This is a genomic window from Reichenbachiella sp. 5M10, assembly GCF_002742335.1.
Classification (GTDB): domain Bacteria; phylum Bacteroidota; class Bacteroidia; order Cytophagales; family Cyclobacteriaceae; genus Reichenbachiella.
On record NZ_MDGR01000007.1, the window covers coordinates 3,269,973 to 3,289,809 of the forward strand.

The window sequence follows — 19,837 nt, forward strand, 5'->3', positions numbered from 1 at the left end:
AAAAAACCTGACAGATTTCACCATCCAATGAGTAAAACCTGTCAGGTTCAGTATTGCGGTTTACACTTATTAGCGTACCGCTATTTTTCGGGTGACTACCGAATGACCGTCTGCTATACGCAACAGGTATATACCCGCTTCAGCTAGATGGATATCGATCTGACTATCTACCACATGTGCCTGTTGCACTGTCTGCCCATTGAGGTTGTAGACTTGATAACTATACTGCCCTGATTGAGGCATATGTGCGATGATCTGCAGATTGCCCATCGTATGGATTGCCATCTGATCGAGACCTACAGCAGGACGATCGACCTGCAGCACTGTCCCGACGTAGATCTCACGTGAGGTAGCCAATACTACTTCATCTTCTTGATTGTGCAATTCGAGGCTTGCCACATAATACCCTGCTGCAATATCCTCTGTGGCTAAATCATAATCAGCTCCTTGCCCCAAAGCCTCAAAAACGACATCTTCCTCCACCTTGAATCCCGAAGGATCGTCTAGAGACAATACCAAGGTATAGACCGCATCGGGCTGAAAGGTATTCAACTCATAGCCTAACCCCTGTGCCTCTTCATCCCACAGCAAGTGCAGCGCAGCATGGGTATCCATCGCATCGACACCTGTCATGCCTACTGTCGCACAGTAGCTCTCTTTCCAGCTTTTCTCCTGATTGGCTGTCAAGGTAGCATCCGTAAAAAAGGATTCAGAAGCCCCTGCCCAGAGTTCAATGTAGTTGTCTGCTCCTCCGTTGTTGAAATCAAACATATTGTTGTCCACATTGTTTCTCCCCCATGTCCAGAGCTTCACACCTGGTGTCTCTTGGTTGTCCGAGATGCGCATGATTCCCTCCTCATTTTCATGATTGATGACTCCCCAATAGTTGGCCTTGAAATCCGCAGCATAAGCGATCCCCATGTCCACCCAATCATCGAGGTAAGCAATATCTCTCATGGCATAGTAACTGTTATAGTTGCCGATCCATGCACCAGGGCTCCAGGCGGCAAAGTACTCTTCGGACGGAATGATCATTTCGGAATTGAGCGGCGAAGCGGTCTTTCCCTCCTCAGAACCGGGAGTTAGGGTGGTACATGTCCAATACTCGTAGTTCACACTTTCCGCCTCGTTGTTGATGAGTTTGACATCAAAATCCCACACCGCACTATGACTGTAGACGCTTACTTCTACGACACAAGTGACATTGGTCGTACCGTTGTTGAACCCACCTGGTGCACCGTCAAAACTCCTCTCGTCGGTGTATTGCATTTGGATCGTGACGGTATCTGTGGTATTTTTCACCACCGAATAGTCCCACGGCACGAGCCAGGTCTTGCCATGCTCTGGCTCTGGAAAGGTCGGGAAAATCCCTCCCCACACCATCAGCCAATCGTAGTAGAAATTGCCTGCATTCATTCCATAAGGAGAACCACATTCGCTCTGATAGAGGTACTCGTGCTGTGTAGGCTTATAATAATGAGACAGGACTCGTGCGCCATACTCTGGCACGATAACCAATCGGATGAGGTCATTTTCGATGACTTTTGCTCCCGAAAAGGAAACCTCTTCGATATCCGTATTGTCAGTAGTCCAAGTATCCATACTATAGTCAGGATTCAAGGCATAACTATGATGTTGCCACGTCACCGTAGTGTCCCGCAAGATGACTTGGGCTTGTGACGAGGTACAAGATAGACCGACAATCAGTAACGACAATAGGAGGTATAATGAATTGACTTTTTTCAAATAGTTCATGGTAGAATAGGATAAAAAAAAGGAGGCAATGCCTCCTTCTAAGTAGGAATAAAACGAGCTACAATTTTTTAGTACCCGTCGTTCTGTGTGAAGTTGCCATTGGATAAATCCAATGCATCTTGCGGGATCGGCAAAAATCCTCTCGTTGCAACATCAAAGGTTACATCGAAGTTGACTTGCTCACCTTCGTACAATGGTCCGCGCTCTCCCACTTGGGTCAATTCGGACTCTGCGTAGGTCAATCCTTTTCGGAGCAGATCAAAATACCTCAATCCCTCCAAGGCCAGCTCCAATGAACGCTCGTTGTAGATGTTGTCAGCGGTGGCAGGTATCGACGGTACGCCAGCACGCGTTCTCACTCTATCGAGATAATCTTGTGCATTGGGACTCCCCAATTCTGCTGCCATGAGCAAGACATCAGCAAAACGAATCACTCTAAAGTTCGCCTTGCGATTTAGCTCCAACGAACCATCCGTTCCCCAGTGCTCCTTATCTGATGAGTACTTCTGAGAAAAGTAGGTCGTGTGCTGAAAGCCATGGTCTACCGTCGTATTGATTTCTGATTCGTGGAGAATCGTAGCTTCCAACCGAACATCCGCTGGATCAAAAGCCTCCACAACCTTATACGAAACGGGGGCATAACTCCAGCCTCGGTTCCAATCACCTCCTCCTCCAGCTCTGGGTCCTTGTAGCTGTGCTGCCAGGTTGCCTTCTCCACCAGGGATGTATCCCCAGTCTCCCCATCCAGGAGAATCCCCATATCCAATCTCAAATACGGACTCTATGCTGTACTCTGACTCCAACCTAAACAACATGGCATAATCATCCAGCAAGTCGTGCCCGCTGTTGGCGATGACGTCTTCGAGCTCTGCCAAAACGGCCGCCTTGTCCAAGGTCACACCTCCAGCGACCAAATCCTTGCCATAGACTCCATTGTAAAACAAAAATACTCGTGCCAACATGGACTTGGCAGCCCATTTGCTCAATCGTCCCGTTTCGTCTGCAGCAATCACCTCTGGCAAATCATTGGCTGCCTCGTACAAATCAAGCGCGACTTGGTTGTATACTTCTACTGGGTCTGCTTGCGGCATGTTGTAGTCCGAACCTTTGATCGTCTCTGTCATGAACGGGATGTTCTCAAAAAATCTCAACAACTCGAAGTAAGAATAGGCACGACAAAATTTGGCTTCTGCCGAAGTTCTCGTTTTGAATTCCTCACTGGCATCTATCCCATCGATTTTCTCCAAAAAAAGATTGGCCCTGTAGACTCCTACATAGTTTTTCTTCCACAAAGTCCCCGTTTGTGGGTTCTCAGCAGGTACCTTGAAGGTGTTGAGCTGCTGGTAGTTGAAGCCATCGTTGGCATCACTACCTCCTGCGAAAGCATGATCTGACAAGACGTCCGATACCGTAAGTACAGGTGCCCATGTCGTCTCGTAAGCCTGTGCCTGTATCCCATCATAACAGGCCATCAGCGCTTGCATGGCATCTGACTCGGTTTGATAGAAATTTTGCGAATCTGGATTGATTAGGTCTGGTCTATCCAAGAAATCATCCGAACAGCTCCATAAAACACATGAAGCCAACAGCGATAAAATATATTTCCTATTTGTTTTCATAATTCAAATTCTTTATATCCTTAAAATGTAATGGATGTCCCCACTCTAAAAGTCCTCGCTTGAGGATACACCCCACGATCGATCGCAATATCGAATGCACTCATCGCACCGATCTCTGGATCCGCACCGCTGTAGTTGGTGAGGGTGATCACGTTTTCGGCAGACACATAGAACCTCCAGGTGTTGGCGCCTATTCTATCCAGAATACTGCTTGGCAAAGTGTAGCCTACTTGGATGTTTTTCAGTCTCAGATAGGACCCATCTTCGATGTACAAGTCTGAAACTCTGCTGTTGTTGTTGGTATCGGTCCAGGTGAACCGCGGAGTACTTGTACTAGGGTTGTCCACAGTCCATCTGTCCAACATGTCTGTCGGCATGTTGGTATAGCGCAAATCACGTCGCTGCTGGCCTGCAAAAATATCATTGCCCAACGTCCCTGTAAACAGGAAGGAGAAATCCACTCCTTTGTAATCCAACGAACCATTGAATCCAAAGGTCCAGTCTGGTGTAGGATTTCCGATTTTGGTGCGGTCCTTGTCGTCCAAGATTCCATCTCCATTGAGGTCTACAAAGCGAACATCCCCTGGCACAGCGTTGGGTTGGAGAGGTTCCCCTTTGGGGCCGATGTGCTGAAACACCTCCGCATTGCTCTGGAATATACCGTCAGTTTTGTAGCCATAAAAGTAAGAAATAGGCTCTCCCTCGATGGTATTGGTCACAGGCCCTGCTACTGCCCAACTCGCCCCTGGGATGTTGGCATTGCCCGTCCCGTCTATTTTGAGCATTTCATTCTTGTTGTACGTAGCATTGGCTCCTATCGAGTAGTTCAGCTCTCCAGCCGCATTTCTAAAATCCAAAGACATCTCTATCCCTTTGTTCTCCACAGACCCTACATTTTGGTAGGGAGGAGCAATACCCGCATGTGGCTGAGTCGGAGGATTGTACAGCAGTTTATTGGTCGTCTTGTTGTAGACATCAACTGTCCCCGTCAGACGGTTTTCGAAGAGCCCAAAATCAATCGCCAAATCCAGTTGAATGGATTCCTCCCACTGAATGTCTGCATTCGCAGCATAGGCTGGAGATGCGCCCACTCCATAGCCACCATCTAAAGTATAGCCTCGTGTGTAGTTCATCGGCGAAGCATATCTAAATCTAGGAATGGATTCATTGCCATTGATCCCCCACGAAGCACGGAATTTCAGCAAATTGATTGGCCCTATGTTTTGCATAAATGCCTCATCGCTCAGTACCCACGCCACGCCTAAAGATGGGAAGTAGCCGTACTTGTTGTTGTCACCAAACTTGCTCGATCCGTCTCGTCTCAAAATAGCTGTCACAGAATAGCGGTCTTTGAAATCATAGGTGATTCTACCAAAATACGAATACAGGGCGTCTTCGGTAGCACCTCCCCAAGCATTGGCCACTGTGTCCTGTGCCTGATCGATGTACACGTGATCGTAGTCTGTCAACGGCACTTTGTCTTTGGAGCCTCCTACATTTTCCCAAGTCCGCTCTTGTGCAGAGGTCCCAAACAGCACCGAGAAGTTGTGCTCATTGATCTTCTTGGAATAGGTAATGGTGTTGTCCCACTGCCAGTTGAACCATCTTTGAGCCTCTTTGCTGACACTGGTTCTTTCGAGATTGCCCTGTGATCCGTTGAGGTAAAACAGAGGTGTAAAATTACTGTTGATCCCTATCGCCAAATCAATCGAGTAAGCCGTTTTGATGGTCAAGCCCTTGACAGGGATAAACTCGGCATAAATACCTCCAACCAGTTTGTCTTCATTCCATTCGCCGTGCTGATTGTCTATCAAGGCAATCGGATTGACAATCTCTGATCCTACGTTGGTAGAGATCCCATAAGGGAAACCATTGTCTGCATAGAGTACGGGTTCGCTAGCATAGGGACTCTGAGACAAAATATCTGGGTCTTGCTCTGTCAAAGGAGTCAAAGGATCCAAGTTGAGTGCGGAACTGTATGCTCCACCAAACGAGGTATTGCTCGAGATCCCTCTAGTGGTCTTGTGCGTATAGGCGAGGTTGTTGCCAAAATTAAACCAAGACGTCACATGCTGTCTAGAATTGAACCTAGCCGTGTATCGGTCGAACTGTGATTTTTCTCCTCCGATGATTCCCTGCTGCGAGAAGGCGGACAAGGAAGATGCAAAAGACGACTTTTCAGACCCACCTGTCACTTGTATCTCATGATTACTCATAGGGGCATTTTTCGTGAATAACTCCTCTTGCCAATCGGTATCATGTGCTGGGAGTTGAGCGAGATCAAAGGGCTCATCCAACCCGCCGTTTCGAGCCCCTTCGTTTTGCATCATGCGGTACTGCTCTGCATTGAGCATGTCGATGGTCTTGGCGGCATTTTGCATGCCATAGTAGCCCGAGTAGGTGACGTTCATTCTTCCCTCTTCTCCTGATTTGGTCGTGATCAGTACGACTCCATTGGCTGCTCTTGCTCCATAGATCGCTGCAGAAGCCGCATCTTTCAATACATCCATGCTTTCGATATCACCCGGGTTGAGGTAGTCGATCCCCCCGACCACCATGCCGTCTACGACATAGATCGGACTGGCATCTCCCGTGGTACCTGCTCCCCTGATTCGTACTGTGGGAGCTTCACCCGGCTGTCCTGACAGGTTGGTCACCTGGACCCCTGCCGTTCGTCCTTGCAGCGCTTGCTCCACGCGCAAAATTGGTGTCGATGTGATTTGCTTGGCCGACACACTGGCTATGGCTCCAGTCACCACTTTTTTACTTTGTGTCCCATAGCCTATCACGACTACCTCTGTGAGTTCGGTCAAAGAAATCTGAAGCTCTGCATCGATGATCGAGCGCCCGCCGATAGGTAGCTCCAGCGGCTCATAGCCCACAAAGGAAACGACCACCTTCTCAGCTTCCCCCGAAATACTCAAAGTGTAGCGTCCATCTATATCTGTGACTGTACCGTTGGCCGTCCCTTCGACGATAACCGTCGCGCCAGGGATGGTCTCCCCGTTGGATGCGTCACGGACGACACCCGAAATGCTCCTTCCTTGCGCGAATACTTGAGACGCCATCAAGGTCATCAGCATGACTGCTAAAAAATTCTGTATACGTTTATTCATGTCTTTCATATTTGGTTTTGGCAATCAATTCTCATTGATATACTCTTACATAATCCACTTCCATTGTGACCGGAAGTGCTGCGGGCTCTATGCCCATCAAGCCTCCCCAGTTGCCCCCATAGGCGATGTTCATGATCAGTCGAAAATACTGGTCATAGGGCCATTGAGCCGATGAAGAGCCTTCGTTTTGATAAGTAAAAAATAACCGCTCATCTACATAGACTCTGTATTCCTCTTCGTCCCATTCCAAGATGTAGTTGTGAAAAGTAGTATCACAATCTGGTACAGCTATCGCCCTATGCTTTTGTGTACCTTGCGCACCATTGTACATAGCGGTATGCGTAGCTGACACAATACTGTCTGGGTCATATCCGACATTCTCCATGATGTCGATCTCACCACTATGTGGCCATCCCCCGTACGTCCATTCGGTCGGGAGCATCCATAGTGCAGACCAGGTCCCTAGAGCTGAAGGTAGTTTTGCTCTCAACACAAAGCGACCGTATCTCCACCCTCTGTTGCCTGTAGACAACAGTCTCGCTGAAGTAAATAGGCTATCGCTCACACTATCCTGACGCAATACAATCTTCAATTTGCCCTCTTCCACGTAGGCGTTGGATGGGTCATCGGTGTATTGCTGCAATTCATTGTTGCCCCAGCCACACGAGCTTGGACAACCATTTCCCAAATCATAGGTCCATTTGGTCGTATCAGGCACCCCCGTGTAATCAAACTCATCCGACCACACCAACATGCTGTACTTCTTACCCTTGCTCTCACTAGATGATACACAAGCACCCAAACTGACGAGTCCTACGATCAAAAAGCAATTCAGTCTACTCCTCATTTTACTCACTCTTTTGAAACATCCTGATGTAGTCCACCTTCATCGTCTGTGGAAACACCGTCGATGCATTTGGACTTCCAGGCCAGTTGCCTCCTACGGCGATATTCATGATGAAGAAATAATCATGGTGAAACTCACTCAGCTCATCTGACGTGGTATCAATTACATTGAACTGCTTGTCGTCGACATACCAAGTGATTTTACTCTCATCCCATACGATCGAAAACACATGGTATTCGTCCGCAAAAACCCCAGATGACAGTTTGGTTCCTTTGCCATAGCTGGCATAGTTGCCTCCATGCTCCCAGTGGACAGTCCCGTGGACTTCATCATCTCTGTCCGTGCCACCGACCAACTCCATGATGTCGATCTCCCCACAAGCCGGCCAAGTGACAGTCTGATAATTGGCGCCTAGCATCCATAGTGCCGGCCACAGACCCTGTCCTTTGGGCAACAAAGCTCTAATGTCTACTCTCCCGTAAGTGAACTCTTGCTTCTTGGCAGTCACCAATCTCGACGAAGTATACTCTCGTCCCTGAAAAGATTCCTTCTTGGCTGTGATGGTCAATACCCCTTCGCCAACCGTCGTGTTTTCTTGACGATAATACTGAAGCTCGTTGTTGCCCCAGCCGTTGCTGCCAGTCCCTGTCTCATAGCTCCAATCCGAACTATTGAGACTAGTCCCGTTGAACTCATCGTGCCACACCAGATCCATCCCTTCGTACGATGTAGGAGTCGAATACCCATCTTCCAGGTCGATAGGACCTCCTTCTTCTCCAATTTGAATGTTGACTTCTTGTGTTTTGCTGATATAGCGCCCTGACTCCCCATAGGCTCTCACCTCAATCTCGTAGATGCCAAACGCCGTATAGGTATACGTCAATTTGCCATCCAAGCTAAATTCGTAGGAGTCTGGATCTTCGCCCATATAATACTGATACTGGGTCACATTGTCGCCCGTAGCGAGGACATCGACTCGCCCAGATAGGTCATCGGCGATGGTCACTTCAACGTCTAGATTGGAAGGATTGGTCAAATCTGTTTGCCCCTCCTCTTCTTCACAAGAAAACAGAAATAGGAAGGCCATCAATAGAGGTATGTAGAATCTCATCATCGGATTGAATTTAAAAATGAAGCAGTGTACACGCTTGTGTACACTGCTGTATGTGCAGAGTGAATATTATTCTAGAATGATATCATCAAAGTAGTGTACACGTGCACCCTCTTTGTTCACCGTTTGGAAATCAAAAAACAATGCCATGACATCCCACTTTTCTGTGTCTTCTGCTGCGAAAGTAAAGCTCAGCTCTTCCCACTCATTGGCGACTGTAGTTGTCACATCGATCTCCTTGTTGTCCGCAGCGTTTGCGCTACTTTCCAATTTGAACTTCACGATGGTACCCGCCGCTGGAGAGTAGACTTTCATTTTGAAGGTTTGCTTGGTACTGAAATCTACCTTTCCTCCTAGGTTGGTCGAAATCCCTGACCAACCTTCTGCACCATCAGTTTCGTCTACTTGACCTACTTTGGCCGAAGTATTGATACCGCCTGATACTGGGTTGTCAACGATACTCGGTGAGGCACTTCCAAATCCACCAAAGCTAAATGCATCAGACTCTAGGTCAATGTTCACTGCATCAATCACAGTCTCTACCTCTTCGACTTCTTCTTTCACTCCCATTGCAGGCTCATCTGCTGCGTTGGCATAACTCACGTAAATCGCTCTCCAATATTCGGCCTCATATTGAAACCCTATCGTCAAGGTATCCACCCCTGAATCTCCTCCATCAGCCAAAACAGCCGAAAATGAAGTACTAGAAGGAGGTGTAGTTCCTTTGGGATTGTAAGTAGTAGACCCCAACTTGTACAAGCCCATCCATGCACCTGCACCTGTAAGTGTAATCGTGCCTTCCGATGAGCTATACTCATAACTATGGGTATCAGAAGATAACCATGCACTGTAGTCTACCCCATCGACAGTCAGATTAGCTGCGGACTCCTCGACACAGTTCTCGTTCAAGTCTGCCTTGTCAGACTCTGCATAATAATCAGCTTCACCCCAGAAAGTGCCAGCGGCTTGGTATTCGAAGGTTCCATCTCTGTGGTAGGTAAACTCGTCATCAAACAAACAATTTCTTGATCCGTCATTGCTCAAAGTCCACCATGAGTACCAAGTAGCTTCTGCCGGGCCTATCCCCAGTGCGGCTCCTTCTCTTAACAGCTTCCACGTCTTTGATGTAACTCCTGACAACAGTGTCAATTGCTCGTCTGGATCCGTCACGGTCACGTCTGAAGAAAACTCGGCTTCAACACCCGCATCGTTGGCAGCTGTCAAAGTCACCGTATATGTACCACCTGCGAGATACGTGTAGACTGGATTCTCCTCGGTAGAGGTGCCCACCTCATCACCGAAATCCCAAGTATAGCTCGTGGCATTTTGAGAGAAATTGCTAAAAGTCGCTTCAAAGAAATCCGCTTCGTCTATCTCTACTTGAAAGCTGGCTATCGGGTCTTTTGCTTCGGGTTCGCCCCCATCATCGGTAGAACATCCCATCATAACAATGCCCATGATCATCATTGACATGAGTCCGTAAATTAGTCTTGTTTTTTTCATGCTTAGAAAATTTAGTTTTAGTAATTGCTCTTGTCAGAGAAGTCGAAAGTCTTTCGGTTTTCGCTTCATCCATGGTTACAATTATGAGAAACTAAATCGCATCGCGTCAAAATACAGCCTGCACAATAATACATCAATGCCAAAAATAGAATACATCAAAAACTCATCAACAGGTGCTAATAATAGCTTTTAAAGCAAATAATACACATATTTATCATGAAAGATTAATTTACATTTTCCCGACAATGAACAAAGTGACTACATCACAGCTGTGCTCCTTCCTGTTATTCCTATCCATTTTCAGCCATTCGGCTATTGCCCATGATTACAAGGGGGTTCCTTTCATCACTACCTATTCTCCCAAAGAATACGAAGCGGGCATGCAAAACAACGACCTCCTCCAAGACCAAAGAGGTCTCATCTATATCGCCAACAACTACGGGCTGCTCGAATACGACGGCAGTCGCTGGCGTATCTACTCCGTCAGCAACGGTACCAAGGTAAGATCCGTCTCCTTGCATGCCAACGGCAGCATATATGTAGGCGCTCAAAATCAGTTTGGCTATTTTTTTCCCAATCCAGAAGGCAGGATGACCTACCACTCTCTCTCCGACTTACTCCCCAGTCCTCAGCAGCAAGTCGGAGAGGTTTGGAAATGCTACGTCATCGAAGAAAACATCTACTTCTGCACCGACACCCACATCTACAAATACGACGGAGAGACAGTCACTATTGAAGCACAAGACATTGAAATCGGGTCGTCTTTTGTCGCCAACAATCAGCTTTATATTTATCAAGAAAACAAAGGATTGACCTTCATCGAGAAAGGCCATCAAATCATGGTCTATGGCAGTGAAGTATTCTCAGACCAGCGCATCGCAGGCTTGATCCCCTTGGCCAACGACAGGCTATTGGTATGTACCGAAGAGCATGGACTCTACTATTACAACGGCAGCAAATTCGAAACATGGAAAGTAGACGCCAACCACGTATTGCGCTCCGTCTTTATCCAAACAGTACTCCCCCTGTCCAACCATATGCTGGCTATAGGCACGCGTAGCAACGGCATTTTCCTTATCAGCAATGAAGGTGAAATTCTTTCGAAGCTGGACAAAGAAAGGGGATTCAACAACAAAACCATCTTTGGTCTGATGGAGGACGAGTTTGGCAACCTATGGGTCGGACAAAACAACGGACTGGCCAAAATCGAACTCTCCTCTCCTTTCACATACATCAACCAACAATTCGATCTCGAAGGCGCAGGATACTGCAGCTACTCCAACCAAGATGGGCTCTATCTAGGGACCAACAACGGGCTCTACTTGATCAACAACAAAAAGACCCCTCCCTATACCCTCAACGACTACCACACAAGCAAGCCCATGAATGGACAAATCTATTCGATCCGAGGATTTGAAAACAAAATTCTACTTGGTCATGAAGATGGCGCTACTTTCTTGGACCAAGGAGTGGCCGACCGGTTTTCGACGACCGAAGGTGCTTGGAAGTTCATCGTCCCTCAAAACAACCCCTCGCTACTCCTAGAGGGCAATTACTTGGGCATGAAAGTCTACCACAAGCAAAACGAACAATGGAAAAGCGAAGGCTTACTCGATGGACTCAGGGAGTCCTCCCGCGTATTTATCGAAGACGTGGATGGATCGATATGGATGACGCATGGCTACAAGGGGGTATTCAAAATCTACCCCGCAGCAGACTACAGCAAAATCGACTCAGTCCGGTTCTATGATGACAGAAATGGTTTTGCCACCAATCGACTCATCAATATCTTTAGCATCAACAACGAAAACATCTTCTGCTCGGGCCAAGGGATCTACCGCTACGACAAAGAGCACGACTCCTTTGTCTTACACGACAAATTCACCGCGCTGTTTGGACCCAAAATCCACATTCGTGAAATGCAAGAAGATGCCAACGGCAACATCTACTTCATCGCGTCGAATTTTTCGGGTGTCCTGATCAAAGACAAATTCAACAACTACAGCATGGACACCAAAGTATTCAACAAAATCCACAGCAAATTGAACGACGACTTGGAAGACATCTCAGTATTGGATTTTGGCAATGTACTATTCGGTGCTCACGAAGGCTTCATTCATTTTGACCCACAAAAAAAATCGATCCTATTAAACCCCATCAAAGTATTGATTCGCCGTGTTTTTTCGACCAATGATGACCGAATCCTCTTCGATGGGAGTTTCCAAAAAGATGGCAAAATAGTAACCAATCAGCCGACCCATTCGGATCCCGAGTTTAGCTACGACACAAACTCCGTCCTCTTCCAGTTCAGCTCTACTTTCATAGACGAGGACATGAAAACAGAATACAGCTACCGCCTCGAGGGATTCGAGAAAGACTGGTCACTATGGACAACCAATACCGAAAAAGAATACACCAATCTACGAGAAGGGGCTTACGAATTCATCGTCAAAGCCAAAAACATCTATGACGTAGAAAGCGAAGTGGCTCGTTTTCGATTCAGCATCAACCCTCCATGGTACCGCACCAAGTTGGCCTATGTGCTATTCTTCATCCTCTTCGCGGGAAGCATCAGTGCCATCATCATTTCCCAAAACCTGGTCCACAAAAAAGAAAAAAAGGTCATGAAAATGACTCAGAAAAGAGAACTCATACGCAAAGACAACGAAATGGTCGAACTATCCGAAAAATCAAAAACGGAGATCATGAAGCTCAAAAATGAAAACTTAGAACTAGAGATCAATACCAAAAACAAAGAGCTGGCCAGTTCTACCATGAACTTGATTGACAAAAACCAACTGCTATCAGGACTCAAAAACGACATCAAACAAATCCTAGACCAAGACAAGAAAAATAGCAACACCCGAGCCCTCAAAGAAATGCTAAAAAAGATCGACCGCAGCATATCACATGATGATGAATGGGAGCATTTCCAACAGTACTTTGATCAAGTACACGGAGATTTCACCACGCGGCTCAGGCAGGAGTACGCCAACCTATCTCCGCAAGAGGTCAAGCTATCCAACTATCTCCGAATGAGTCTCTCTACCAAGGAGATTGCACAATTGATGAATATCACGACCAGAGGAGTAGAAATCGCCCGGTACAGGCTGAGAAAAAAATTGAACCTAGACAGAGAAGTCAACCTATCGGAGTTCATAGGGAGGTTTTAGAGAGTTGCGGCAGTACCCAACTTCGTGTAGTAGAACTACCCCTAGACCCACCAAAGCGCTGCAGCCCCTACAACTAACCACTCGACAGACTGCAAAGACCTCTCAATAGACCGCATAACGAACACTACGGACTGCAGAACCTTTGGGCAGTAGAGCCTGCATCCTCCTAGAAAGAATGGACGGTTTATAGCTGACGGGAGCTCGTGCCACGACGATCATCCACGCCTCTTGATGTAGGCCCTGACGCTCTCCTACGAATTAATGATGTATTTAGAATTTCTTCTTCCTGACAATCAAAAACACCCTTCAAACCGATTATTCAAACCTTTTAGCGCACCTGTAGTGTTTTTGAAGTAGCACAGAGCGGGCCCATGATGTATTAATGTAGGGTAGATTAATTTCGATTTCAGTCTGTAGCAACTGATAATTGTACAAGACACTGGTGCACAGAACAAGATTTGAGTACGCCAGTCATTATTACGAAAGACTTGATTATGAACCCTAGCAAACAGACTCATCCTTGCATGGCGCTGAGAGAAGCCCCATCTACAAAAACACCGACTCACTACCTTACAAAACGGCTCATCCAAGCCTTTCTGAGCCTCACACTAGGCCTCTTCTTGTGCGCCTGTGGATCCAGACCCGTAGAGAGCAACGAAGAAGAAATTTTCGTCTCAGACCTCTTGGATCAAATGACTTTGGAAGAAAAAATAGGACAACTGCACCAAATCACCAGTCAATGGAACATGACTGGTCCCGCTCCCGAATATGCACAAGGGCACGAAGAAAGACTCAAATCTGGATTCGTGGGCTCCATGCTCAATGTAATCGGTGCAGAAGCAACACTCAATGCACAAAAACTTGTCGTTGAAAACAGCCGATTGGGTATTCCATTGATATTCGGCTATGACGTCATCCATGGCTACCGCACGATGTTTCCCGTCCCACTTGGTGAAGCAGCCTCATGGGATCCTGAGGTCGTGAAACTGTCCGCATCGATTGCCGCTTTGGAATCTGCAGCAGCGGGTCTTCACTGGACCTTTGCCCCGATGATGGATGTAGGCAGAGACGCCCGGTGGGGACGTGTGATGGAGGGAGCCGGCGAGGACCCCTACCTTGCCAGTATCCTCTCAGCAGCCAGAGTACGCGGGTTTCAAGGCGAAAATCTCGCCGATGAGAAAACGATTGCGGCCTGCGCCAAACACTTTGCGGGCTATGCTTTTGCCGAATCAGGCAAAGACTACAACAACGTGGACATCAGCAATGCTACACTACACAACGTCATTCTGCCTCCATTCAAGGCAAGTACCGCAGCAGGCGCAGCGACCTACATGAACTCCTTCAATACCATCCAAGGCCTCCCCGCCTCGGCCAACGCGTACATCCAACGACAATTGCTCAAAGGAGACTGGGGGTTTGACGGGTTTGTCGTCTCGGACTGGAACAGCATCGGCGAAATGGTCGCACACGGAGCAGCGCCTGACCTCAAAGAGGCCGCCAACATGGCCATACACGCGGGATCAGACATGGACATGGAAGGCAATGCCTACACCAACTTCCTCGCCGAACTGGTAGAAGAAGGCAAAGTAGACACCAAAATCATCGACGATGCAGTCAGACGGGTATTGACCGTCAAATACCGTCTGGGACTCTTCGAAGACCCCTACAAGTACTCCAACACAGAATGGGAGAAAAACACCCTCTACAGCCTGGGCAACAAATCTGCCGCACGCAAAGTCGCCAGAGAATCCATCGTCTTACTCAAAAATGAGGGAAAACAACTCCCGATCGGCGAATCAATCAAATCCATCGCAGTGATCGGACCACTGGCCGATGACAAAGATGCTCCTCTAGGCAACTGGAGAGCTGATGCGATCGCCAACTCGGCGGTATCTGTACTCGAAGGCATCAAAGCCCGAGCTGGCAAAGACGTCACCATCAACTACGCCAAAGGCTGTGACCTTGTCATCAGCGAGAGAACCTTTGCAGGGGAAATTCAATTCAATACCACCGATCGATCGGGATTTGCAGCGGCAGTAGCTGCGGCCAAAAAATCCGAAATCGTGCTGCTAGCCATTGGTGAAGATTGTTTCCAATCGGGAGAAGGCAGAAGCCAAGCGGACATCGGACTCAAAGGCCTGCAAATGGAACTGTTCGACGCGATCTATGCTGTGAATCCCAACATTGTCATAGTGCTGATGAACGGACGACCAGTCGCTATCCCTGAGTTAGACGCCAAAGCTCCCGCAATTCTAGAGACTTGGTTCTTGGGCTCAGAGGCGGGGCATGCCATCGCCGATGTAGTATTCGGAGCGCACAACCCTTCGGGCAAACTCCCGATGACTTTCCCTAGGAGCAACGGACAGATCCCTATCTACTACAACTACATGAACACGGGTAGACCCGGCCCTAAGAACGAGGTATTCTGGTCACACTACACCGACCAAAGCAATGATCCGTTGTACCCCTTTGGATACGGACTGAGCTACACAGATTTTGCGTACGACAACCTGACTGTAGACAGCAGCGACCCGCGCGCGATTCAAGTCTCCGTCACACTGACCAATACTGGTTTGGTAACTGGCACAGAAGTCGCCCAACTCTACATTCGAGATCAATTTGCTAGTCTTGTGAGACCTATCAAAGAACTCAAAGGTTTTCAAAAAGTGACTTTAGAATCAGGTGAATCCAAAGACTTGACTTTCACTCTAACAGAAAAAGAATTGGGTTTCTATGACAATGAAGGCAACTACCAAGTGGAGGACGGCATGTTTGACGTGATGGTCGGTACCAATTCTACGGACTTACTCACAGAGACGTTCCTATTGACAGCAGAAGCTGTTCAGTAAACAAAAATCGCGCTTAGTTTAGACCGTTATTCCTTGGCATGTGGCACACTGGCTAATACATAGTCTGTGTGCCACATTATATCAGGTTATACAATGATGAAATTGCTTCTTTAGACCCCAAACGATACAAGCATGAAAAATACGATACAGATTATTACCCCCCTATTGCTGGCGCTACTGCTGCTCTCGCAATGCAAAGAGGAGAACACTACGCAACTCAAAGGGCACGTCACCGATGCCTACACAGGAGAGACACTGTCAGGTGTCCAGATTGTACTCCTAGAAAATGGGGCGTCCACTACTACCAGTGCAAACGGGACTTTTGCGTTTGACCCCATGGATGTAACCTCCCTCTCTACCCCTCTCGTAGGCTTGAAGTTGACCTTAGCAGGCTATCGTCCGCTCGAAATCAACGCCACGATAGATACAAACAACGACATCCAGCTATCCCCCGCTGACATCCCTGTCTACTTCTACCATCAGCCCGTACAGCTGAGTGATGGTATCACTACAGGTACGGTTCAGGGCCTGGACATGGATCAGCAACTCATTCAAAACCTGATGGACAGACTCGTCAGGGACCAATACGAAGAAATCCACAGCCTTCTCATCTACAAGGACGATCTCTTGGTAGTCGAGGAGTACTACTATGGCAACAACGATACGATTGATTTTGAAGGAGGAGTGGTCGTCGATCACCAACCTGCCCCCATCCAGTGGTCTCGCGAGGACAAGCACTATGTAGCCTCCACCAACAAAGCACTGACAGGCACGGTCGCAGGAATGGTTTTGGCAGAAAAAGGGATCAGTACCGACGAGGCTATCTCACAGTATCTACCCGACTATGCCTCTTATTTCACAGACCCCAACAAAGCGAAAGTCACCCTACATCACTGCCTCAACATGACGGCAGGTTTCCAATGGGATGAGTGGTCTGACAATGACCTCAAAGACCTCTGGAAGTCCCAAGATTTTGCAGACTTTGTCCTCTCAAGGGACAACCTATCTCCCGACTCTGAGTGGAGGTACAACAGCGCCCTGCCCAACCTCATGCTCAAAGCCCTGACCAACATAGTCAATCAAGACATCAGAGACTGGGCCGACGAACACTTCTACCAAGCCCTAGGCATCACAGATTACACCTGGCAATCCCAGCCTGACGGCACTCCCGAGGGCTCTGCACGCATGTACCTCCGCCCCAGAGACATGCTCAAAATCGGCATCACACTGCTCAATAATGGGCAATGGGATGGCCAACAAGTCATACCCCAAGCATGGGTCGCTCAATGTCTAGAAGTACAAGAAAACACCGACTCTGGTGAGTATAGTCACGGGTTTTGGTTGAGGTCACTGGATGGGGTCAACTACCTGTCGGCAGAGGGTGATGGAGGCAACTTCATCAATGTATTTCCAGAACAAAACATGGTCGTCGTGATGACCCAAGGCAACTACCTCAAGTGGCCTATATACATCAACCAAATGGACGACATGTTAGAGAACTACATTTTCCCAGCATTGTAATGCATTTTGCTGTTCCGTATACATTCTAAATCGTGACACTAACTCAAGATTTAGAATATGTACAGCACAAAAAAAGAAACGGTTGGATAACAAAGTCTTTGAGCTTGCGCAAGCAAGGGGCAGAAGTAAAGGTAACACATGATCCAGCTTGCGCAAGCAAAGGGGCACGCTTGCGCAAGTTCAACCCTTTGGTTGCGCAAGCTTCAGCAATGATCAGTAGGTCCAGTTGATAAAAGAAAACCGAGCAGGTTTATACATAGCCGAGATTCTTGCATCACGAACCTAGACGCTTGATTTTCCTGATCCGATCAGCATACTGCTATGCTAATGCTCCTGCGCATCTCCTGCTCCTCGTGGGTAACGAATGCTCTCGACCATCTCTTGCACTTCCTCAGGTGGTGCAGGGTAAAAGCGAGAAATGGCAAACGACACCACCAAGTTGACCGCCATAGCTACCGAACCAAAGCCCTCGGGTGATATCCCAAACCACCAATCCTCAGGCGTCCCTCCTCCAAAACCTTGAAGCTTGTACTTGACCATATAAAACAGCATCAACAGCGTGCCGACGACCATTCCTGCGACAGCTCCCTCTTTGTTCATCCGCTTGTCAAAGATCCCCATCACGATGGCTGGAAAAAACGACGCAGCAGCCAAACCAAACGCCAGAGCTACTGTAGCCGCGACAAAGCCCGGAGGATTGATCCCAAAGTAGCCCGCGACAAGCACCGCTGCAGCTGCACCCGCTCGTGCCCACATCAACTCTTCCTTGTCCGATATGTTGGGTTTGAGCTGCTTCTTGATCAAATCATGAGATACACTCGTCGAAATCACCAACAACAATCCTGCTGCCGTAGAAAGCGCTGCTGCCAACCCTCCAGCCGCGACCAAGGCTATCACCCAGTTGGGCAACTGTGCGATTTCGGGATTGGCCAAAACCATGATATCTCTGTCGATAGTCAATTCATTGACCGCAGGGTCTGCGACATATTGAATCAACCCGTCTTTGTTTTTGTCTTCGTAGGTAATCAAACCCGTCGACTCCCAGTTGCTAAACCACGCGGGCACGTCCGCATAGCTCTTCTCCGAAACCGTCGTGATCAGGTTGGTCCGTGCAAAAGCAGAAATAGCCGGAGCTGTCGTGTACAGTATCGCTATGAAAAGCAACGCCCAGCCTGCTGAGATACGTGCATCTTTGACACGTGGCACAGTGAAGAATCGCACGATCACGTGAGGCAATCCTGCCGTCCCCATCATCAGAGCCAGGGTGATGGCAAAAACATCCCACCGACTCTTTGCTCCTGAAGTGTACTCGTTGAAGCCCAACTCTACGTGTAGTTGGTCCAGCTTGTCGAGCAAGAATGTGCCCGATCCATCGTCAATCGTGCCTCCAAAACCTACTTGCGGGATGATATTGCCTGTCAACTGAATAGAAATAAAAATCGCCGGTACCATGAAAGCAAAGATCAACACACAATACTGTGCTACTTGCGTGTAGGTGATCCCTTTCATTCCGCCAAGGACGGCATAAAAAAACACCAAGCCCATCCCAATGAACACCCCTGTATTGATGGGTACTTCGAGAAACCTCGCAAACACCACTCCGACTCCACGCATCTGCCCAGCCACATAAGTAAACGACACGATGATCGCACAGATCACAGCTACCGTTCTGGCGACATTGGAGTAGTATCGATCACCGATAAAATCCGGCACGGTAAACTTCCCAAACTTGCGCAGATAGGGTGCCAACAGCAGTGCCAGCAGCACATAACCGCCCGTCCAGCCCATCAGATAGACCGCCCCATCATAGCCCATGAAGGAGATCAAGCCCGCCATCGAAATGAAAGACGCCGCAGACATCCAGTCCGCCGCAGTAGCCAGACCATTGGTCAAAGGGTGTACACCTCCCCCCGCTACATAAAATTCTTTGGTCGATCCCGCTCGTGACCAGATCGCAATACCAATGTAGAGTGCAAAAGTTGCCCCTACGATAATAAATGTCCAAGATTGAATATCCATAACTGCTAGTTTTCGTCGAGGTTAGAGGTTTTGTCTAGGCGATTCATCAACCACACGTAGGTGAAGATCAAGAGAACAAACACGTAGATTGATCCCTGCTGCGCAAACCAAAATCCAAGCTTGAAGCCTCCCAAGCGAAACGCATTGAGTTCCTCTACCCAGAGGATGCCAAAACCAAATGAAACCAAAAACCATATACTGAGCAATATGGTTAGATACCGGAGATTGGTCTTCCAGTACCGTTTATGTCCTTCGTTTTCTTTCATAATCATGTATCCATTGTATTGAACCCCTCATGCCGAGTTCACCCCACAATATAGAAAA

General features: G+C 48.0%; 11 protein-coding genes. 3 read left to right on the forward strand and 8 right to left on the reverse strand.

Annotated elements, in window-relative coordinates; translation table 11 throughout:
• Positions 1-69: 69 nt before the first annotated feature.
• From BFP72_RS13060 to BFP72_RS13085, 6 genes are all read right to left on the reverse strand, one after another.
• A complete protein-coding gene (locus BFP72_RS13060) occupies positions 70-1,755 on the reverse strand; it encodes a DUF5107 domain-containing protein (RefSeq protein WP_099599554.1) in 1,686 nt (561 codons plus the stop codon).
• Between the two features lie 68 nt (positions 1,756-1,823).
• Positions 1,824-3,374 (reverse strand): RagB/SusD family nutrient uptake outer membrane protein, encoded by a 1,551-nt coding sequence (locus tag BFP72_RS13065; RefSeq protein WP_099599555.1) that lies wholly within the window; start codon positions 3,372-3,374, stop codon positions 1,824-1,826.
• Positions 3,375-3,394: 20 nt separating this feature from the next.
• On the reverse strand, positions 3,395-6,490 hold the full coding sequence (locus BFP72_RS13070; RefSeq protein ID WP_158233404.1) for a TonB-dependent receptor: 3,096 nt from the start codon (positions 6,488-6,490) through the stop codon (positions 3,395-3,397).
• A gap of 31 nt (positions 6,491-6,521) precedes the next feature.
• Positions 6,522-7,337 (reverse strand): family 16 glycosylhydrolase, encoded by an 816-nt coding sequence (locus tag BFP72_RS13075; protein WP_099599557.1) that lies wholly within the window; start codon positions 7,335-7,337, stop codon positions 6,522-6,524.
• Position 7,338: 1 nt separating this feature from the next.
• Positions 7,339-8,451 (reverse strand): glycoside hydrolase family 16 protein, encoded by a 1,113-nt coding sequence (locus tag BFP72_RS13080; RefSeq protein ID WP_255397217.1) that lies wholly within the window; start codon positions 8,449-8,451, stop codon positions 7,339-7,341.
• A gap of 66 nt (positions 8,452-8,517) precedes the next feature.
• A complete protein-coding gene (locus BFP72_RS13085; protein ID WP_221406519.1) occupies positions 8,518-9,951 on the reverse strand; it encodes a PKD domain-containing protein in 1,434 nt (477 codons plus the stop codon).
• Between the two features lie 245 nt (positions 9,952-10,196).
• On the opposite strand from BFP72_RS13085, the gene BFP72_RS13090 reads away from it, so the two are divergent.
• The 3 genes from BFP72_RS13090 (at position 10,197) to BFP72_RS13100 (ending at position 17,494) form a co-directional block, all read left to right on the forward strand.
• Positions 10,197-13,124, forward strand: coding sequence for a triple tyrosine motif-containing protein (locus BFP72_RS13090; protein ID WP_099599559.1), 2,928 nt, complete (start codon positions 10,197-10,199; stop codon positions 13,122-13,124).
• Between the two features lie 494 nt (positions 13,125-13,618).
• Positions 13,619-15,973 carry a beta-glucosidase BglX gene (bglX, locus tag BFP72_RS13095; RefSeq protein WP_221406520.1) on the forward strand — a complete coding sequence of 785 codons (2,355 nt, stop codon included), beginning with the start codon at positions 13,619-13,621 and terminating at the stop codon, positions 15,971-15,973.
• A 132-nt stretch (positions 15,974-16,105) separates the two neighbouring features.
• Positions 16,106-17,494 (forward strand): serine hydrolase, encoded by a 1,389-nt coding sequence (locus tag BFP72_RS13100; RefSeq protein WP_099599560.1) that lies wholly within the window; start codon positions 16,106-16,108, stop codon positions 17,492-17,494.
• Between the two features lie 324 nt (positions 17,495-17,818).
• Here the strand turns inward: BFP72_RS13100 and BFP72_RS13105 are convergent, their stop codons facing one another.
• Both BFP72_RS13105 and BFP72_RS13110 read right to left on the reverse strand, forming a co-directional pair.
• Positions 17,819-19,513, reverse strand: coding sequence for a sodium:solute symporter family protein (locus BFP72_RS13105; RefSeq protein ID WP_099599561.1), 1,695 nt, complete (start codon positions 19,511-19,513; stop codon positions 17,819-17,821).
• Between the two features lie 5 nt (positions 19,514-19,518).
• Complete coding sequence (locus BFP72_RS13110; protein WP_185123751.1) at positions 19,519-19,779, reverse strand: DUF4212 domain-containing protein; 261 nt, start codon at positions 19,777-19,779, stop codon at positions 19,519-19,521.
• Between the last annotated feature and the right edge of the window lie 58 nt (positions 19,780-19,837).

What these genes read in the sequence shown, in the direction of transcription:
- BFP72_RS13060 (WP_099599554.1), bottom strand. Translation starts at nt 1,755, where the DNA reads ATGAACTATTTGAAAAAAGTCAATTCATTATACCTCCTATTGTCGTTA.
- BFP72_RS13065 (WP_099599555.1), bottom strand. Translation starts at nt 3,374, where the DNA reads ATGAAAACAAATAGGAAATATATTTTATCGCTGTTGGCTTCATGTGTT.
- BFP72_RS13070 (WP_158233404.1), bottom strand. Translation starts at nt 6,490, where the DNA reads ATGAATAAACGTATACAGAATTTTTTAGCAGTCATGCTGATGACCTTG.
- BFP72_RS13075 (WP_099599557.1), bottom strand. Translation starts at nt 7,337, where the DNA reads ATGAGGAGTAGACTGAATTGCTTTTTGATCGTAGGACTCGTCAGTTTG.
- BFP72_RS13080 (WP_255397217.1), bottom strand. Translation starts at nt 8,451, where the DNA reads ATGATGAGATTCTACATACCTCTATTGATGGCCTTCCTATTTCTGTTT.
- BFP72_RS13085 (WP_221406519.1), bottom strand. Translation starts at nt 9,951, where the DNA reads ATGAAAAAAACAAGACTAATTTACGGACTCATGTCAATGATGATCATG.
- BFP72_RS13090 (WP_099599559.1), top strand. Translation starts at nt 10,197, where the DNA reads ATGAACAAAGTGACTACATCACAGCTGTGCTCCTTCCTGTTATTCCTA.
- bglX (WP_221406520.1), top strand. Translation starts at nt 13,619, where the DNA reads ATGAACCCTAGCAAACAGACTCATCCTTGCATGGCGCTGAGAGAAGCC.
- BFP72_RS13100 (WP_099599560.1), top strand. Translation starts at nt 16,106, where the DNA reads ATGAAAAATACGATACAGATTATTACCCCCCTATTGCTGGCGCTACTG.
- BFP72_RS13105 (WP_099599561.1), bottom strand. Translation starts at nt 19,513, where the DNA reads ATGGATATTCAATCTTGGACATTTATTATCGTAGGGGCAACTTTTGCA.
- BFP72_RS13110 (WP_185123751.1), bottom strand. Translation starts at nt 19,779, where the DNA reads ATGAAAGAAAACGAAGGACATAAACGGTACTGGAAGACCAATCTCCGG.